General features: G+C 36.7%; 9 protein-coding genes. 5 read left to right on the top strand and 4 right to left on the bottom strand.

Features of this window, described 5'->3' with window-relative positions; all coding sequences use genetic code 11:
- Positions 1-11: 11 nt before the first annotated feature.
- The 4 genes from ACWNCI_RS17485 (at position 12) to ACWNCI_RS17470 (ending at position 9,497) form a co-directional block, all read left to right on the top strand.
- A complete protein-coding gene (locus ACWNCI_RS17485) occupies positions 12-899 on the top strand; it encodes a c-type cytochrome (RefSeq protein WP_449389263.1) in 888 nt (295 codons plus the stop codon).
- A gap of 293 nt (positions 900-1,192) precedes the next feature.
- Complete coding sequence (locus ACWNCI_RS17480) at positions 1,193-6,229, top strand: translocation/assembly module TamB domain-containing protein (RefSeq protein WP_449389262.1); 5,037 nt, start codon at positions 1,193-1,195, stop codon at positions 6,227-6,229.
- Positions 6,230-8,554: a translocation and assembly module lipoprotein TamL gene (gene tamL / locus ACWNCI_RS17475; protein WP_449389261.1), complete on the top strand. Its 2,325-nt coding sequence runs from the start codon at positions 6,230-6,232 to the stop codon at positions 8,552-8,554.
- 10 nt (positions 8,555-8,564) lie between these two features.
- Entirely contained in the window at positions 8,565-9,497 is a 933-nt protein-coding gene (locus ACWNCI_RS17470; RefSeq protein WP_449389260.1) for a YihY/virulence factor BrkB family protein, read from the top strand.
- A 223-nt stretch (positions 9,498-9,720) separates the two neighbouring features.
- Here the strand turns inward: ACWNCI_RS17470 and argS are convergent, their stop codons facing one another.
- The 3 genes from argS to ACWNCI_RS17455 all read right to left on the bottom strand — a co-directional run bounded on the left by argS (position 9,721) and on the right by ACWNCI_RS17455 (position 16,208).
- Entirely contained in the window at positions 9,721-11,481 is a 1,761-nt protein-coding gene (gene argS, locus ACWNCI_RS17465; protein WP_449389259.1) for an arginine--tRNA ligase, read from the bottom strand.
- Positions 11,482-11,564: 83 nt separating this feature from the next.
- On the bottom strand, positions 11,565-13,229 hold the full coding sequence (locus tag ACWNCI_RS17460) for a SusD/RagB family nutrient-binding outer membrane lipoprotein (protein ID WP_449389258.1): 1,665 nt from the start codon (positions 13,227-13,229) through the stop codon (positions 11,565-11,567).
- A 12-nt stretch (positions 13,230-13,241) separates the two neighbouring features.
- The gene (locus ACWNCI_RS17455; RefSeq protein WP_449389257.1) at positions 13,242-16,208 is read right to left on the bottom strand and encodes a SusC/RagA family TonB-linked outer membrane protein; all 2,967 of its coding nucleotides are present in this window, start codon (positions 16,206-16,208) and stop codon (positions 13,242-13,244) included.
- A 531-nt stretch (positions 16,209-16,739) separates the two neighbouring features.
- On the opposite strand from ACWNCI_RS17455, the gene ACWNCI_RS17450 reads away from it, so the two are divergent.
- A complete protein-coding gene (locus ACWNCI_RS17450; protein ID WP_449389256.1) occupies positions 16,740-17,339 on the top strand; it encodes a ribonuclease HII in 600 nt (199 codons plus the stop codon).
- Positions 17,340-17,397: 58 nt separating this feature from the next.
- Here the strand turns inward: ACWNCI_RS17450 and yidC are convergent, their stop codons facing one another.
- Positions 17,398-19,197 (bottom strand): membrane protein insertase YidC, encoded by a 1,800-nt coding sequence (gene yidC, locus ACWNCI_RS17445; RefSeq protein ID WP_449389255.1) that lies wholly within the window; start codon positions 19,195-19,197, stop codon positions 17,398-17,400.
- Between the last annotated feature and the right edge of the window lie 44 nt (positions 19,198-19,241).

The raw sequence follows: 19,241 nt of genomic DNA, 5'->3' as shown, positions 1-19,241 counted from the left end.
ATTAATTAAAAATGAAAACAAGAACCCCAATTTCAGTACACATCCTTGTCACTATAGGTTTGACGATCATGGCGTTCGAAATGTTCGCACACGATTCAGAATATTTCTCTTCTCCTTTTTTCTGGGGATTGATGCTGATCACGATTATCCTGCTTTTGATCATGAATTCCATTGGAGACCTGATCGAAAATCAGAATTTCACCAAACTGTCGGATGAAGAAAAAGCTTTATATCTAAAAGAAAAAAATATACCTTATTATCAGAAGCTTTGGAATTCAGCTTTCAAAAAACAGTCTGCTACAGAGGAAAAAGATATTCTTATTGACCACGGATTTGACGGAATCACAGAGCTGGACAACTCTCTTCCAAAATGGTGGATCGGTCTTTTCTGGTTCGGATTTATATTCTGCGCCGTGTATCTTACCGCATTCGCCTTCACAGATTATGCACATCCTGAAGCCGAGCTGACACACGAAACCAAAACCATGCTTGCTTCTATTGCAGAATATGAAAAAACAGCTCCTCAGATCAATCTTGAAACAGCAAAATATAGTGCCGACAACATTGCAGAAGGTCAGGAACTCTTTAAAACCAATTGTGCAACCTGCCACGGAGAAGGAGCTAAAGGAGGAATCGGCCCGAATCTTACTGATAGTCACTGGATCAATATAAAAGAAAAAAGCTTATTCAAAAATGTTTTCTGGATGCTCGAAAACGGATCTCCAAACAATCCGACAATGCGTCCTCTGATTAAAGAAGGAACCATCACCGGAAGAGATGCCGAAAAAATTGCAGCCTATATTTATCACATCAACCAGGAAACAGCTCCTATCACTCCGGCTCAGGGTGGCGCTGCTCCGCAGGGAGAAGAGGTACACTGGGAAAACGGAAACAATTAAACTAATAATTTAAATATAATTAAACCATGCCAAGCCCTCTTTAACGAACTAAACTAACATTGGAATATTCATTTTTGCTAAAACCTTTTCAATTAAAGAAAATGAAGAAAAGAGGGCTTTTAATAACACAAATCCAGGCTTTGACTGTCAGCATCAACTATTCACTTGACAATCAACTAAACTAAATTCCATTAGATTGGCAGTCAAGGCAGGATTTTTGTATTCGTAAAGGGTACCACAACAGATAAGCAGTACAATTAGTATTGCTATATTTGTTTTAAACCCAATCACTCTTGAAACTGAAAATCAACAAAAGAAAACTCTTAAGGCGTTTTATCATTACCATTGTATCTATTTTGGTATTCATTACGCTACTTATTCTTAGCTTAAGACTTCCGGCGGTTCAGAACTTTGTTAAAGACAAACTGGTTGTTTATCTCGAAAAGAAAATCAAAACAAAAGTAAGCCTGGAAAGGGTTTACATAGGATTCCCTAACAGCCTTGTTATGGAAAATCTTTATTTAAAAGGACAAAATATTGATACCCTTCTTGCCGTAAAAAAGCTTGATGTAGGCTTAAATATGCTTAAGCTTATCAATTCTACGGCAGACATCACTTCTGTAGACCTTGAAGGAGCCCGCGCCAATGTGGTAAGAAAACCCGACGGCACATTCAACTTCGATTATATTATTGATGCTTTCGCCACCAATGACAAAGAGGAAAGCCCTTCAAAACCTTTCATTATTTCTTTAGATAAAATCAATCTGAAAGATATTGGCGTTACCTTCAACGACCAGCAATCCAGAAATGATATTAAACTTTACTTTAAATCTTTTGATACGAGGGTAAAAACTTTTGACCTGCAAAATAACTCTTATGCTGTTAATGATATCAATCTTGACGGACTGAAACTTAAATTGAAACAGGACCTGGTAGAAGAAGTCTCCAAAAAAGTTGAAAAGAAAGTAGACTCTCTCAACAATAAAAAGCCGATGCAGATAGGACTGCGAGGAGTAAAGCTGACTAATTTCGATATTGATTACGGCGATGATAATACAAAAACATTTGCGAAAGTTTTGTTTAAAGAACTCAGCACAAAGGTCAACAAACTTGATCTGAAAAACAATGCATACAACGTTGACAATGTTTTCCTTTCCGGTGCCAATATTAATGCTAATCTTTATCTTCCAACAAAAAATGCTGATCCGAAAGCAGATAATAAAACTGAAGTTTCTAAAGCCACCGATGAGCAGAAAGCCTTAAGCCTTTTGCTGGGAAAACTTGTTCTCAATGACGTAAAAGTGGCTTACAACAATACTGCCATCGCTGCCACCATACAGGGAATGGATTTTAACCATCTGAACTTTTCAAAACTGAATGTAGAGGTGAGGGATTTTAAAATGCAGAATAATACTTTTGCCGGATCGGTAAATTCTGCAGAAATCCAGGAGGCAAGAGGGCTTGATATCCGTGAATTCAACACCGATTTTGTGTACAATGAAAAAGAAGCTTACCTAAAAGATCTTTATCTGGAAACTCCAAGAACTGTTCTACGTGATGAAGTAGTATTGAATTACAATTCCATCGAACAGCTGAGTTCAAATTTAGGAGCCGTAAAAATTTCAGCGAATATTAAAGACTCAAAAGTAGGTTTTGCGGATATTTTAAATCTTGCGCCGGATCTGAGGAATACCGCACCATTCAACAAATATCCAAACGCAGTTTTAAATGTCAATGCCAATTTAAAAGGTAACGTAAATGATCTTCTGATCAACAACCTTAAAGTGTCAGGTATTGACCAGTTAAGAGTGGCTGCATCAGGAAGAATAAAAAATGCAACAAATCCCAACAATCTGTACTATGATCTGAGAATTGCAGAATTGTCGTCTTCTGCCAGAACAATTTATAATCTGGTTCCGAAAAATACAATTCCTCCTAATATTTCCCTTCCTTCCAACATGAGTATTAAGGGAACAGCAAAAGGAACAACAAAAGTCGTTGATGCCAACCTCAACCTCTACTCTACTTCCGGAAATGCGGCTGTGGTTGCAAAGGTCGATATGCGCAGAAAAAACCGCGAATTATATGATGTAAAAGCCAATCTGCAGGGATTACAGATTGGCAGAATCATAAAAAATAAAGATATCGGAGCTATCTCAGCCCAGATTTATGCCAAAGGGGAAAGCTTTGATTTCAAGAATGCCAATGCTGATCTGAGAGGACATGTTGCTTCAGCCGTTTACAAAGGCTACCGTTATCAGAACATGAATCTTACAGGAAAAATAAGACGTGGCGCATATAATATTATTTTAAATTCCAAAGATCCTAATGCCAATATGCAACTGACTGCATCAGGAGTTTATAATGAAAAAAATCCTACGGTAAAGATTAACGGAAATATACTGAAGCTTGATCTCAATAAGCTTGGATTCTATAAAGATCCGATGATCCTCGCAGGAAAAATTGATGGCGACTTTACCAATCTTGATCCCGATCATCTGAACGGTTATTTAAATTTAAAAGATTTCGCCTTCTCGGATACCAAGGAAATTTATCCTATTCAGGAAATTAACCTGAAAGCATCGTCAACCGCTGATTCCACCAATATTATTTTCAATTCGCAAATCGCCGATGTGGAATTAAGGGGGAAATACAGGCTTACGCAAATATTCGGAGCTTTAAGCCAGACAATTAATCAGTATTATCAGTTCCAGAAGCCGGCGAAAAATGAAAAAATAGAGGCCGGACAGTTTTTTACCTTTAATGCAAAAATTAAAAATGATGATCTGATCAGAAAATTTGTTCCGGATCTGAAAAGTTTTGAAACCATTAATCTGACCGGAAATTATAATGCTGATTCCCAGAAAATAGAAATTGACGGACAAATCCCTCAGCTTCTGTATGGGGAGAATTCTATCGAAAATGCAACCTTAAAAGTTACCAATGAAAATCAGGCGTTACAGTATAACCTGAACGTTGCTGCATTGAAGAGTTCAAGCTTTGCTTTGAATAAAGTGAATATCGGAGGGGACGTTGCCAACAACATCATTAATTACAATATCACGACAAAAGATGCGAAAAATGAGACCCAATTCCTGATTGCCGGAAATGCAAAATCGCTGAATGACATCACTGAAATTTCGTTGAATCCGGATGGTTTGAAACTTAATTACACCAACTGGACCGTTGCGGAAGGCAACAAAATACAGATCAGCAGCAAAGGTATTGTGGCAGACAATTTCAGATTGTCCAATTCAGGAAGTGAAATCCTTTTACAATCGGAAACCCAGTCGCCTAATGCTCCGTTGAATGTTTCTCTTAAAGATTTTAAGATTGAAACCATTACCGAACTGATTAAAAAAGACACTTTACTGGCAAGAGGGACAATCAATGGAACTGCTCAGTTACGTGATCTGACCAAAAATATGACCTTCACTTCAGATTTAAATATCACAGATCTTATCGTTTATGAAAATCCTATCGGTAACCTTGCCGTAAAAGTAAATAATACTTCACCGAAGATTTTAAATGCCAACATTGCACTTTCCGGAAATAATAATGATGTGAAGATTTTGGGAGATTACAACACCTCATCAAGCACATTTGATCTGAACATGGCGATCACTCAGCTTCAGATGAAGTCTGTACAAGGTTTTTCGATGAATGCCGTAACGAATACCGAAGGCTACCTGTCAGGAAATCTGAAGATAACCGGAACCACCTCACAACCGAATATATTAGGAAAAGTAAAATTCAATAATGTCGGACTGGAAATTGCTAAAACAGGAAGTGACTTCCGAAAACTCAATGATGAAATTGACTTTACCAGCCGCGGAATTGAATTCAACAACTTTAAGATCAATGATAAAGACGGTAATTCTTTAAATATTGACGGGCAGGTTCTTACACAAACGTACAGAGATTTCGCCTTTAATCTTGATTTGAATGCTAAAGACTTTAAAGTCGTTAATTCCGAAAAGTCCAATGATGCGATCATGTACGGAATTCTTTCTATCGATGCCGCATTGCACATCAGAGGAAACCTGGATCTGCCGAAAGTCGATGGCCGTCTTTCCGTTGCCGATGATACCGATTTCACATTTGTTCTTCCTCAGTCTTCTCCTACCTTGCAGGAAAGAGAAGGTATCGTTGAATTTATCGATCAGGATCAGGTGGCTTTGAATAAAACCATTAAGGCAGATTCTTTAAATTCTCAAACCAGGATTAAAGGAATGGATGTGAATGTCAACATTGAACTGAACAAGGAAGCAAAATTATCCTTATTAATTGATAAAGCTAACGGAGATTTTGTAAAACTTCAGGGTGAAGCGGAACTTACCGGAGGCATAGATCCTTCAGGGAAAACTACTCTTGTTGGTGTTTATGAAGTGGAATCCGGAAGCTATGAGATGTCCGTAAGTGTTTTGAAAAGAAAATTTGATATTCAGAAAGGGAGCACCATTACCTGGACCGGCGAGCCGACGACTGCTATGCTCGACATTACGGCAGTCTACAAAACGGAAGCCGCACCGATCGATCTCGTCGAACAGCAGATCAGTGGAGAAAGTACCGGAACGCTTAATCAGTTTAAACAGAGAATTCCTTTCAATACTTTATTAAAAATGAAAGGTGAACTGCTGAAACCTGTCATCACTTTTGATATTACCACAGATGAGAAAAACAATGCCGTTTCTTCTAATGTTACCGATATTGTAGATCAGAAGCTATCACAGTTGAGAACGCAGGAGTCTGAGATGAACAAACAGGTTTTTGCTTTATTATTACTCAACAGATTCATTGGTGAAAATCCTTTTGAATCCGGGGCCGGGCTTTCAGGAGAAATGATGGCAAGACAGAGTGTGAGTAAAATTCTTTCACAACAATTAAACAATCTTGCTTCCGACCTCATCAAAGGCGTTGATCTGAATTTTGATCTTGAATCTTCTGAGGACTATTCTACAGGAGCCAAGAACACCAGAACTGACCTGAATGTAGACATTAGCAAAAAGCTTCTTAACGACAGGCTGAAGGTTTCTGTAGGCAGTAATTTCGGACTGGAAGGCGAAGCACGACAAAATGAGAACATGACCAACATTGCGGGAGACGTGACGGTAGATTACAGCCTGTCCAAAGATGGTCGCTATATGTTGAGAGCCTATCGTAAAAATGAATATCAGGTCGCGCTTCAGGGACAGATCGTAGAAACGGGAGTAGGATTTATCATTACGCTGGATTATGATAAATTCCGGGATATCTTCCAGAGATCAAGAAATAAAAAGCAAAGAGAAGAAAGAAAAAACAAACAGAACCAAGCCGTAGAATTTAAGTAAATGAAAAGAAATTATAAAATATCCTTTAAACACGCATTCACATTAGGGATCGTTTTCGCTGCGGTTTCCTGCAACACCAGGTACCTGAAAGAAGGACAGATGCTATACACCGGAGCAGAAATCAATATTGAAAATGACACCATTTCAAAAAGCGATAAGAAAGATCTGAAAGCCGGACTGGAAGCTAATCTTACTCCGAAACCCAATTCAAGTTTCTTAGGTTTAAGGCCGAAGCTGTTTTTCTATAATATTGCCAAAGAGCCTAAAAAAGAAAAGGGATTCAATTACTGGCTGAAATATAAAATGGGTGAAAAGCCTGTGCTTCTTGGCGATGTAGACCGTGAATTCAATAAAGATATTATCGAAAACTATTCTGAGAACAAAGGTTATTTTAATGCAAAAGCTACATATGATACGGTAGCCAAAAACAAGAAGGCGAAAGTCATCTATACCCTAAGACCGGGGGCAAGATACCTCATCAGCGATGTAAAGTTCCAGCAGGATTCTACTTTGGTTAACCGGGAAATCCAGAGTCTTACCGGGAAAACCTTCCTGAAAAAAGGACAGCCTTTTGATCTTGACGTGATAAAGTCTGAAAGAGAACGGATTGATAATGGATTAAAAGAACGGGGCTTTTATTATTTTCATCCGGACAATATTATCGTGCAGGCAGACAGTACGGTGAGCAAGAACCATAAAGTTGAGATGAATGTAAAACTGAAGGATAATACTCCGGAGCTTTCTACTCAGCAGTTCAGTATTGATAAGGTGATCGTTTTCCCTAATTACAATATTCAGGATGTGAAAAACGGAAAATACAGTGTTCCGATGAATGCCGATTCTCTAGGCAAGTATGCCTATAACGACATTTATGTTATTGATCCCCAACATAAATTTAAACCCAGGATCTTTGACAGAGCTTTGTACTTTAAGAAAGGAGATCTGTATAACAGAACCAATCACAATCTTACCTTAAACAGGCTTATCAGTCTTGGTGTATTTAAATTTGTAAAGAATGAATTTGTTGTTTCAGATTCATTGCAGCATAAATTTGATGCTTATTATTTATTAACACCAAGAGAACTTCAGTCGCTGCGCCTGGAAGCATTAGGAAGAACGAATTCTGCCAACTATGCAGGAAGCGAACTTAACCTCAACTGGACGCACAGAAACTTTTTCCGGGGTGCTGAGCAATTCAAAGCATCCGTGTATGGTGCTTTTGATGTACAGATCGGAGGCCCGGAAAATGCTAAAAATATATTCAGAGCCGGAACCAATGTCCAGCTTTCCATACCGAGAATTATCGCACCATTCAGGTTTAACTCATCAAGTGCTTTTGTTCCGAGAACGAATATCACATTAGGCTATGAATTCCAGAACCGGACGGAGTATTACACCCTGAATAACTTCAGTGGCTCATTCGGATATGTGTGGAAAGAAAACGCAAGAAAAGAACACGACTTGAAGATCCTTGATATCACTTACGTTTCACCGGCCAATATCACCCCTTTGTACGATTCCATTTCGCAAAAAAGCGATGCGATGAGAAGAGTTGTAGAACGACAGCTGATTTTTGGCCCGACCTATTCCTATACCTACACCAACACGATGTTATCAAAACCCAGCACGATTTATTATAAAGGAACCCTGGATCTTGCGGGAAATATCACAGGTTTGGTAACAGGTGCTAATGTGAAAAAAGACAAAGAGAAAACCATCTTTGGGGTTCCTTTCAGCCAGTACGCAAAAATTGAAAACGATTTCCGTTTTTACCATAAATTCAGCGAAAAAACATCGCTGGCCACGAGAGCTATTGCCGGACTTGCTTATCCTTACGGAAATTCGGAACATATTCCTTTCTCAAGGCAGTTCTTTTCCGGAGGGAGTAACAGTGTAAGAGCTTTCAGGGCAAGAACGTTAGGGCCTGGAAGCTTTGATCCGAGAACGATAGAATCCGGATATTATTTTGATCAGTCTGGAGATGTAAAACTCGAACTGAATGCAGAATACAGAGCCAATTTATATAAATTTTTAAATGTAGCCGTATTTGCCGATGCAGGAAACGTCTGGCTTGTAAATGAAGATCCTGACAGGCCCGGTGCAAAATTTTCAAAAGAATTTTTGAGTGAAATTGCCGTAGGAGCCGGTGTTGGTCTGAGACTTGATTTCTCTATTTTAATTCTGAGGCTGGATCTCGCCATGCCATTGAGAGTACCTTATTATGAAAGAGGTGACCGATGGACTTTCGATAAAATCAATTTCGGAGATTCAAGCTGGAGGAGAGATAATCTTATTCTGAATATTGCAATCGGGTATCCTTTCTAAATTATTATACATGGTAAAAAGAGTAAAATTTTTCTGGGAAGTTTTAAAGGAAACTTATACAAAGTGGAACGATTCCACCGCTTCCAATGATTCTGCAAGTCTTGCGTATTATGCTATTTTCTCAATTCCCGGATTGCTGATTATCATTATCTGGATCGCAGGCTATTTCTTCGGTGAGGAAGCAATACGAGGGCAGATCAGCAACCAGATCAGCGGCATTATGGGACAGGACGCCGCCAAAAGCGTTCAGGATATGATTGCAGGAGCATTGATCGATAAAGAAAATATATTTATGAAAGTGATCGGTATCGGTTCTCTTGTTTTTGGTTCTACAACATTATTCTTTCAGCTTCAGCGTTCCCTGAATAGTCTTTGGGATGTACAGCCTGCGCCTAAAAAGGCTTTCGTTAAATTTCTTCTCGACAGAGCCAACTCCTTGGGAATGATCCTGATCATCGGCTTTCTCTTGATGATTACCATGGTGCTTTCGTCTATAATCAGCTTATTGAATAACTGGATCACGAATTATTTCGGACTGGAAACCTATATGTTGGTAGAAATAATCAATTATATCATAGGATTTGCCGTGATTATGATTCTGTTTGCTTTAATGTTTAAAGTTCTTCCCGATGTTGAAATCGGCTGGAAGCCCGTATGGAGAGGGGCATTTCTTACAACAATTTTATTTACATTAGGAAAATTCCTGCTGAGCCTGTATTTCGGAACAGCAAAACCAACTTCGGCTTTTGGTGCTGCAGGAACTGTGATCCTGATTATGATGTGGATTAATTATTCGTGTATGCTCATTTTCTTCGGAGCAGAATTTACCAAAATATATGCTTATAAAAGAGGTTTTAAAATCGTTCCTTCCAAACATGCGAAATGGAGCGATGCGAAATTGTATGAGGACAGCCAGAGAGCGAAAGACCAATCTGCAGGTTAAATAAATCTTTACAATAACGATAACTTTTCACTTCGTAAAACAGGAAGATTTTGACATTTATTAAAAAAGATAAGCAAGAGTTGCAAAATAGATGCTGAAGAGTTGCCCAACTCCTGCGCACAAGTTAGATAAAAGCTGCGCAGGTTTCGGGTGAAACCTGCGCAGCTTTTTATAGAGTGTTTTAATGATAAATTCAAACACATAAAATCATCCCAAGGAGAACTTACATTCTGTTTACCGTTTTGATACCAAGAAGATTCAGGGATTTCTTGATCGTTTTGGCTGTAAGATCTGAAAGATTTAATCTGATCTGCTTTACATTTTCATCTTCCTGAATCATGATCGGATTGCTCTGGTAGAAAGAGTTGTATGTTTTTACCAAGTCATAAATATAATTGGCAACCAACGCAGGACTTAATACCTCCGCTGCTCTCTGAACCACAACTTTATAATTGGCAAGCTGCATCACCAATGCTTTCTCATATTCATTTAAGATGACACCATCCGCTTCTTTATATTCAAAATTAGCTTTAGCCAATAAAGACTGGATACGGGCGTAGGTATATTGAATGAACGGTCCTGTATTTCCGTTGAAATCGATACTCTCTTCAGGATTGAAAAGCATTTTTTTCTTTGGATCCACTTTCAGCATGAAATATTTCAATGCTCCCATTCCTACGCTTTCGTAGTTTTCGGCTTTTTCTTCCTCCGTTAAATTCTCCAGCTTTCCCAGCTCCTCTGCTGCTGCTCTTGCAATGTTATGCATTTCCTGCATCAGGTCATCCGCATCTACTACCGTTCCCTCTCGGGATTTCATTTTACCGTTCGGAAGTTCTACCATTCCGTAAGACAAATGGTATAACTGATCTGCCCACGAATATCCTAGCTTTCCTAAAATCTTGAACAACACCTGAAAATGATAGTCCTGCTCGTTTCCTACGGTATAAATCAGCTTCTGAATATTATTTTGTTTAAAACGCTCTACCGCCGTACCCAGATCCTGCGTCATGTACACCGACGTACCGTCTGAACGCAACAATAATTTCTGATCCAGCCCTTCATCCGTAAGATCGCACCATACGGAACCATCTTCTTTCTGATACAAGACTCCTTTTTCCAAGCCTTCCTGAATCAAATCTTTCCCTAAAATATAGGTATTGCTTTCATACTGAATCTGATCAAAGTTTACCCCAAGTCTTTTGTAGGTTTCTCCAAAACCTTTGTACACCCATGAGTTCATTTCGTTCCAAAGATTTCTTACTTTTTCATCTCCATTTTCCCAGTCGAGTAACATCTTTTGGGCCTCTTTCATCAAAGGAGCATCTTTTTTCGCCTGTTCTTCTGTGATACCCTGTGCAATAAGTTCGGCAATTTCCTTTTTATATTCCTGATCGAATTTCACGTAATAATTGCCCACAAACTTATCTCCTTTTGTTCCGGTAATCTCAGGCGTTTCCCCGTTCCCGAACTTTTCCCAGGCCAGCATTGATTTGCAGATGTGAATCCCTCTATCGTTGATGATCTGTGTTTTGATCACATCGTATCCAGCTTCTTCAAGGATCTGAGCAACAGAAAAGCCTAATAAATTGTTTCTGACGTGGCCAAGGTGAAGAGGTTTGTTGGTATTCGGTGACGAATATTCCACCATCACTGTAGCATTCTTCTTTTCTACAGTGTCAAAGTTTTCTGCCAATCCTCTAAAATTATCAATAAAGAATTGATTTTTAACCTTAACATTAAGAAAACCTTTTACGACGTTAAAACTTTCCAACAATTCAGTTTGTTCCGTTAACGCCTGTCCCAGTTCAACCCCGATGGATTCAGGATTTTTCTTCAGCTGCTTCACCAAAGGAAAAGTAACGATGGTAAAATCTCCTTCGAACTCCGTTTTATTTTCCTGAACTTCCAGCGTGATGCCTTTCAACTGATAGACATTCAGGATCACCTCCAGAAGTTTTTCTTCTATTATATTTTTAATATTCATGGATTCTAAATTGAACCGCAAATATACGGAAATAAAAAAACCGCCATAAAAATGGCGGTTTATATTATAACTAATTTTTATTATTAGTTTTGATTCCAGAAAGGAGTGTATTGGTTTTTAGTAAATACCTGAGCCTGACTCACATTCGGAACATTATTGGAATTTCCGGTATATTCTGATGAAGGATAGATTAATCTATAAGGCTTATTTGGATAGATCGCATTATCTGCTACAGGAATATTTGGATAACCAGTTTTAAGGAAGTTAATATATGTTTCAACTTGTCTTAAATTCGCAAGAGAAACAAATCTTTGATATTGAATTGCTGCAATTTTGTTTGGAGCTCCTGTCCAACCAACAGCAGTGGTATTTAAGGCAGAAAGATAAGCATTAGCCCTTTCTGGAATCTCATAAAACGTAAACGAATCTGTAACCGCTGCTTCATATTGAGCCTGAGCGCTAAAAGTAAATATTGTTGGATATAATACTGCAGCCTCGGCAAGTAGAAGTTTATTTTCAGATCCTAAAGCTAAGTAACCATCCATAGCAGAACCTCTTGAAGCAATTTCAGCTCCTGCGGAAGTATCACCGCTTAACATTCCGTAAACTAATAGATTACTGTCATCTGGATTGTTGGATTGAGGAACAACAGTACCATTAAAATTTTGTTCACCTATAAATTTCCAGCCAATAAATGAAACCTGCCATTCGCTGCCACTAAGTTTTGGAGCTCCCTGTTTAAGACCAACCACAGTAGTCGGATTCTGTTGTGCTGGACTTGTTGAAAGTCTTCTAAACATCATACTACCACGATAATCTCTTGCAGCTGTACCATAAAGAGTTCCATTTACTGAGTTTGCATAATATTGCGCTGCTTTATACAATCTCCAACCATTAGTATTCAAAGAACTCCCTTGATAATTTACCATACCATAATTACTAAACAATGGATTTGGTGTCGATGAATTTAAGTTACTGTAACCAGGATTAATAGTTACATCACCTATATAAAATTTTGAAGTATCTGAACTAGCTAAGGTTTGAAGTTGTGCATCAACAAATGATCTCACAGTAGCATCAGTAACTTTAGATTGTCTTAATAGAATTTTAAGTTTAATATTATTGGCAAATAATTTCCACTTATCCATATCTCCCTGAAATATAACATCTTCGGCTTGCGCTACATTATTATCCCCTGTAACTATTGTCGCGTCTATATCAGCTATAGCCTTATTGATTTCTAAAACCAATTCTCTGTAGATACTTGCATCATCATCATACTTTGGAGCAAGATTCTGTTGTCCTTTAAAAGCTTCAGAATATGGTGCATCACCATAAAAATCAACAACATACTGCAAAGTGTAGGCTTTCAAAATTCTTGCAATTGCAGAATGTAATGGAAGAGATGCTCCATTGTTAATTATTCCTTGTAAGTTGTTAGCTGCAACATAACTACTCGACCAAATCCCTGTACTAAAAGTATTTGAAATATCAAGAGAATATTCTCTTGTTAAAGGATTACCAAAATAGAAATTATTACCTGCCCAAGTATTAGTCCATACATTAGACAATGAATTCATTGTACCTGCTTGAGTTGAAAAAACTAAGTTTTCAGAAGCGGTTAAAGTTTGTCGAGGCGATATAAGTGACGGATCAACATTATTTGGTGAAATGTTATCATCCATCTCTCTACAAGACGATACGAAAGCCATGAGAGCAATCGATGAATATAAGAATATTTTTTTCATTTTTTTACTTAATTAAAAATTAACGTTTACACTAAAACCATAAGATTTGATTGAAGGATACTGTCCAACAGTTGCATATCCCTGCGCATTTCCTGTAGTGTATGCAGATTCTGGGTCTACAAAATTCCTATTATTATCAGAATATTTTACAAAAGGATTTCTTGCATGAACCCCAATTGTAAGACCTGTTAATCCACTATTTTTTAGCATATCTGATGAGAAACTATAAGAAAGTGCAACTTCTCTAAGTTTAAAATAAGAAGCCGAAACAACTTGATTAGCACCTACCGTTCCAAACTGGCTCTGATAATAGTATTCTACACCATCATATAAAGGATTCCCAGTACCTCCACTCGCATATTGATAATAAACATCAGTATTAGCCACATACTGTCCATTAGACAAGTAAGAAGAATTAGGCATAATGAATCCATCTTCTCTAACAAAATTTCCACTTTCAGGTAAGCTTCCACTAAACGCCATGTTCTGAAGAAGCTCTGTAGTAATCTTACCACCTATTCTCCAATCCGCTGTAGCAGTAAGTTTAAATCCTTTATAGTTTACGCTCGTATTGAAACCCCAAAGATATTTAGGATTAACAGAGCCTAAATTCTGTAATGTAGAAGTTACAGATGGTCTACCTGTAGTTGCATCTACAATTACTCTACCCTGATCATCTCTTACAAAATCAGTACCCATCAATTGAAGTCCTTTCATACCTTTTATAGCATAAATACCAACTAATGTCGTTCCTCCAATTGCAACTCTATCTGTATCAGGAGCTACCTCTAGTACTTCTGTTTCGTAAGTTGTAAAGTTTGCACCAATATCCCATCTGAAATCCTGGCTCTTTAAAGCAGTAACATTAATATCAGCATCAATACCTCTGTTTCTTAACTTACCAACGTTTGTCAATAAACTTGCAATACCTGACGCTACAGAAGTAGTTCTATTTGTAATCATATCCGTAGTATCATCCTGGTAAACAGATCCATTAAGTAAGACCCTATTATTAAAGAATCCTAATGACAAACCTAGTTCTTTTTTAGATACTTTCTCAGGTTTGATATTCTTATCCGTTTGAGAAGTTGGAGAAAGGAAACTTAGACCTCCAGTTGGTGTAAATGGAAAACCTGCACCTAAGCCAAAATAGTTCCTTACACTATAAGCACCTACAGAAGAAGCATTAGCTGTACCACTAATGTTTCCATATATTTTCATATAGTTTAATACATTACCTCCAAAGTTTAAAGCTTTAGTTGGTATAAAACTCAAACCAACTGATGGGAAGAAATAACTTCTTTCACCTTCAGGAAGTACTGAATTCCATTCATTCCTTGCTGTAGCAGTTAAGAATAAATAATCTTTGTAACCTAAATCTAAGTTAGCAAACACAGCTTGCGAGTTATAAGATCCTCTTGTATTATCTAAATTATAAGGATTAGTAGGATTAGCTAAATTCCAAACTTGATATAATCCAGGAATGATAAGCCCTGACCCCCCTGCGCTTGTAGTATTATAACTAAAGTTTTGGAAGTTATGACCTATGTTAAGTTTCATATTCAAATCATCAGTAAGATCATAGTTGAAATTAATTAATAAATCTCCATAATATTTTGTCTGACTAGAATTTGATTGCGCATATGAAGATGGGATTGCAGTAGCATCTGTAACAAGTGTACTCGTCCATCCATCACTCCATTGATTACTAAAACCACCAACATATTGAAGATTTGATCTATACAAAACATCGATATTTTTGTTAATTTTATAACCGGCAGTACCTATAAGGTTTAATCTGTCTGTCGTATTATTAAATCTTACATGTTTGATACTCCAATATGGGTTTTGGTAATAAATATTCCAAGCATATCCATTATCAGGATAATCTTTCCATCTTGTAATAGGAATATCAGTAGATGACATCATCAAATCTTCATATAAATTTGAATCTGTAGTATTTGTTGTTTGACGAGTATAGTTTACGATAGCATCAAAATTCCATTTACCAAATTTAGTTCCTGCTTTTAAGAATGCAGACATTCTTTTTAATTTGTCATCAGGAACAACAAATTCTCTTTGAAGATGGTCTAATGATAATAATAAATAGCTATTTTCATCCCCAATATTTGCAGTTACACCATTTTGATAAACAGTTCCTGTTTTGAAGAAATCTTTAACATTATTTTTACCATAAGGTGCATAAGTAGACATAATAGAAGAAGAATCATCTGGTCCAGGAGTATTATCATCGATATTTACTGATATATGTCCATCTCCATCAACATCATATAATGGAATACCATAAGGCACAACCTGACCGGCTAGAGGCCCATTAAATGGAGCCCCCCAAGAACCATTCTCAACATTTATTTTTCCTCCATACCATCCTTGTCCATAATTTCTTTGTCTTTCAGGAGTATTTAAAACAGATTCAAAATCAATAGAACCATTATAAGTCACACGCATTCTTCCTTTAGCTCCTTTTTTGGTAGTAACCAAAACAACACCATTTACACCATCAGATCCATAAAGAGCAGCAGCTTGAGAACCTTTTAATATGTTCATAGATTCAATTAGCTCAGGAGCTAACTGTTGAAGAGCAGATGCAGACGAAATTACATTATCTATAACAACCAAAGCATTATTATTACCTGTAAGAGATCGCATACCTCTTATTTGAATTTTAGGAGTTCCTGTAACGCTACTGTTTGTATTAGTAATACTCACCCCAGAAACCTTACCCTGTAGTGAAAAGATTGCACTTGGGTTTGACGCTGCAGTAATCTGATCACTGCCAACCACTTGTACAGCAGCAGTTTGTGCATCAGCTTTCTTTTGAATACCTAAGGCTCCAGTAATAATTACTTCGCCAATATTACCTTCTCTGATTGTATCATTTCTTTTCTTTTGTGCATTTACCATGACAAAGGAAGATGATAAAACTACCAGTAGAACACTTGCTGTTAATTTCTTCATATTTAAATTGATTATTTTTATTCCTGCAAATATGTAAAACTTTCTTAACGTAAACAAATATTTTTGTTAAAAATATTTAAATATGCGTGTTTTTTTATATTAATACATAACATAATTGTGAATATGTTAAAAAAAAACGCATTTTTTTACATTGAAATAAGGCTTAAGGAGATCAATATAGTCTGCCTAGGATAGATGCAGTACAAAAAGGATTAAATTTTAATCATAATTTAACCAAAATTCAGTTAATGATTTCTAAATTTGAAGCAACACAAGAATATAGCTAATTTTCTTCAATATAAATAGCATTCTTAATTCAAAATATTCATACCACTTGCTACTTTTAGAAAAAGCTCATGATTTGTATTATAACATTTTAGTTAAAACCAGATTCATTCTTATAATCTATTGCAACAAAACAAGGAGATAATTGATAATTGATCATTCTGATTGAACTATACAATTTTCAACACAATATTTTCTTGAAAATCTTTAATTTTACATGTTTTTTATTTCATATATCATATACTTATGGATTTATTAAGGAAAGGGTCTGCATTTTACATCGAAGCAGGATGCGATGAAGTGGGTAGAGGCTGTTTATGCGGCCCTGTGGTAGCGGCAGCGGTTATTTTGGATCATAGTTTCAACCAAAATTTAGTCAATGATTCTAAAAAATTGAATTTTAAGACAAGAATGGGTCTTGACCAATATATAAAAGACAATGTAAAAGATTATGCGATTGCCGAACTTCCTGCAGGATTTATTGATGAGCATAATATTCTTAATGCAAGCATTCATGCGATGCACCTGGCTTTGGATAAGCTTAAAATTCGTCCTGAACTGATTTTAGTTGACGGAAACAGATTTCATCCTTATAATTATATTCCCCATGAATGCATTATAAAAGGGGATTCTAAAGTGTTGTCTATTGCAGCAGCCTCTATTTTAGCGAAGAATTACAGAGATAAATTGATGATTGAACTTCATAATGAGCATCCCGAATATGGCTGGAATACCAATTTCGGTTATGCAACGAAAAAACATCAACAGGCTTTGATAGAATTTGGACCAACAAAATATCATAGAAGATCATTTCGTTTAGATTACAGCATGGAAGATGAATGCTAATTAAACAAACTTATTTTAAAAGAAAAGAGAAGCAAAAAATGCTTCTCTTTTCTTTTAATTATTTCTTTTTATTTTTCTGTTGCTCCTGATATTTTTGCTGTTCCTGAGCTTTCTCCATCATCTCTCTCATTCGTTTCTGGAATTTACCTTCAGTTTTGGGTTTCTCTTTATTGGCCTGAATCTGTGCGTGAATTTTCTTCTCATCAAGAATTACATATTTAATGACAAGAATAATCAAGATGTTGATCGCATTCGATACAAAATAATACCATGATAAACCAGATGCAGAGGTATTAAGGAAGAATAAGAATGTAATAGGGAAAATGTACATTAACACTTTCATATTTGGCATTCCTTCCTGCTGTGGTTGTTGCATATTCCCTGAAGTCATGATGGTATAAATCAAAATCACAATCGTACAAGCCAGGGCGAAAATACTTAAATGATCTCCCAGGAAAGGAATTTTAAATGGTAATTTAATCAAATCATCATAAGCCGTTAGATCTTTTGCAAACCAGAAACCTTTCCCTCTCAAATCAATAAAATTCGGGAAAAAGCGGAACAATGCATAAAAAATAGGGATTTGAACTAAAGCCGGCAAGCATCCAGCCATCTGATTGACACCTGCTTTTCGATAAATTTCCATCGTTGCCTGCTGTTTTTTCATCGGGTCTGCATCTTTCAGCTTAGCATTAGCTTCATCAATTTCAGGACGAATCACTCTCATCATGGCACTCAGCTTATGTTGTTTGTACATGATCGGTGATAAGATCAATTTAACAATAATGGTCATCAGGAAAATTACCCAACCAGCTGTAAGTCCCCAATCGGCAATAATATTGTACATCGGGATAAAGAATCCTCTGTTCATCCATCCGATGAAAGACCATCCCAAAGGAAGAATCTCATCAAAGTTTTTATCATAAGATTTTAATAAAGGTAAATCTAATGGCATAAAGTACCACGTGAAATCCTGATTCAGTTCACTCCCGGTCATCTGAACAAAACCTTCATAATTCAGTTTTTTCAGATATTCACCTTCTTCAATCGTTTCCTGATTTCCTTTACTGTGTGTAAATCCAGTTTTAGATTCAATCACAGAAGCAAAGAACTGCTGTTTTACGCCAATCCAGTTAAGGGTTTCTTTCTCTTCTTCCATGGTTGTTCTTCCATCATAATCATAATCTTTATAATTATTGAAAGCATAGGAAAATTCAGAGTGAGATTGCTCCTGAGCTCTACCCTTTTCAAGATTTCTGACACTGTAATCCCAGATAAAATCTGCTTTATTATCTGATGTAATTTTAGCAAGCCCCTGAGTTCTTACTTTAAAATCAAGTGTATATTTAGGAAGTAAAGTATAAATGAACTGAATAACAGCTCCATTATAATTAGCCGTCATCGTTACAGCATTTCCGTTAACAGAAGGAGCAAAAACAAGATCTTTTGTATTGATTACTTTTCCTGTTTTATCCTTGAACTGGAAGCCATAGTTTGAATTATTTTTAGTAATCAGATAAAGCGGAAGATCTGCTTTATCCATTTTACGATCGTATGCTTTGTATTCCGCAAGCTCTACTTTGGAAACCTGCCCGCCCAGACTGTTGAATTCAACGTTCAGCTCTTTGTTGGAGAGACTCGCAGTCTGAATAGCGCCAGGCGTTACATTAGGATTGATATTATTTGCCTGAGATGGTTTTACGGCGTTTTTTACCTGCTCGGTTTTTTGTTGCTCAGCTTTTACCTGTTCTTCTTTGGATTGTTTGTTCTGGAAATAAAACATAAATCCGAAAAGCACCAAACATAAAACCGCAAAACTAATAATCTGACTTTTATCGAGTCCGTTGTTCTGTTGCATTTTATTTTTATTAAAATTTTACCTATTTAAATATATTATGTAAT

The sequence above is a fragment of the Chryseobacterium lineare genome (assembly GCF_977014045.1).
This window is presented reverse-complemented; position numbering and strand designations above follow the sequence as displayed.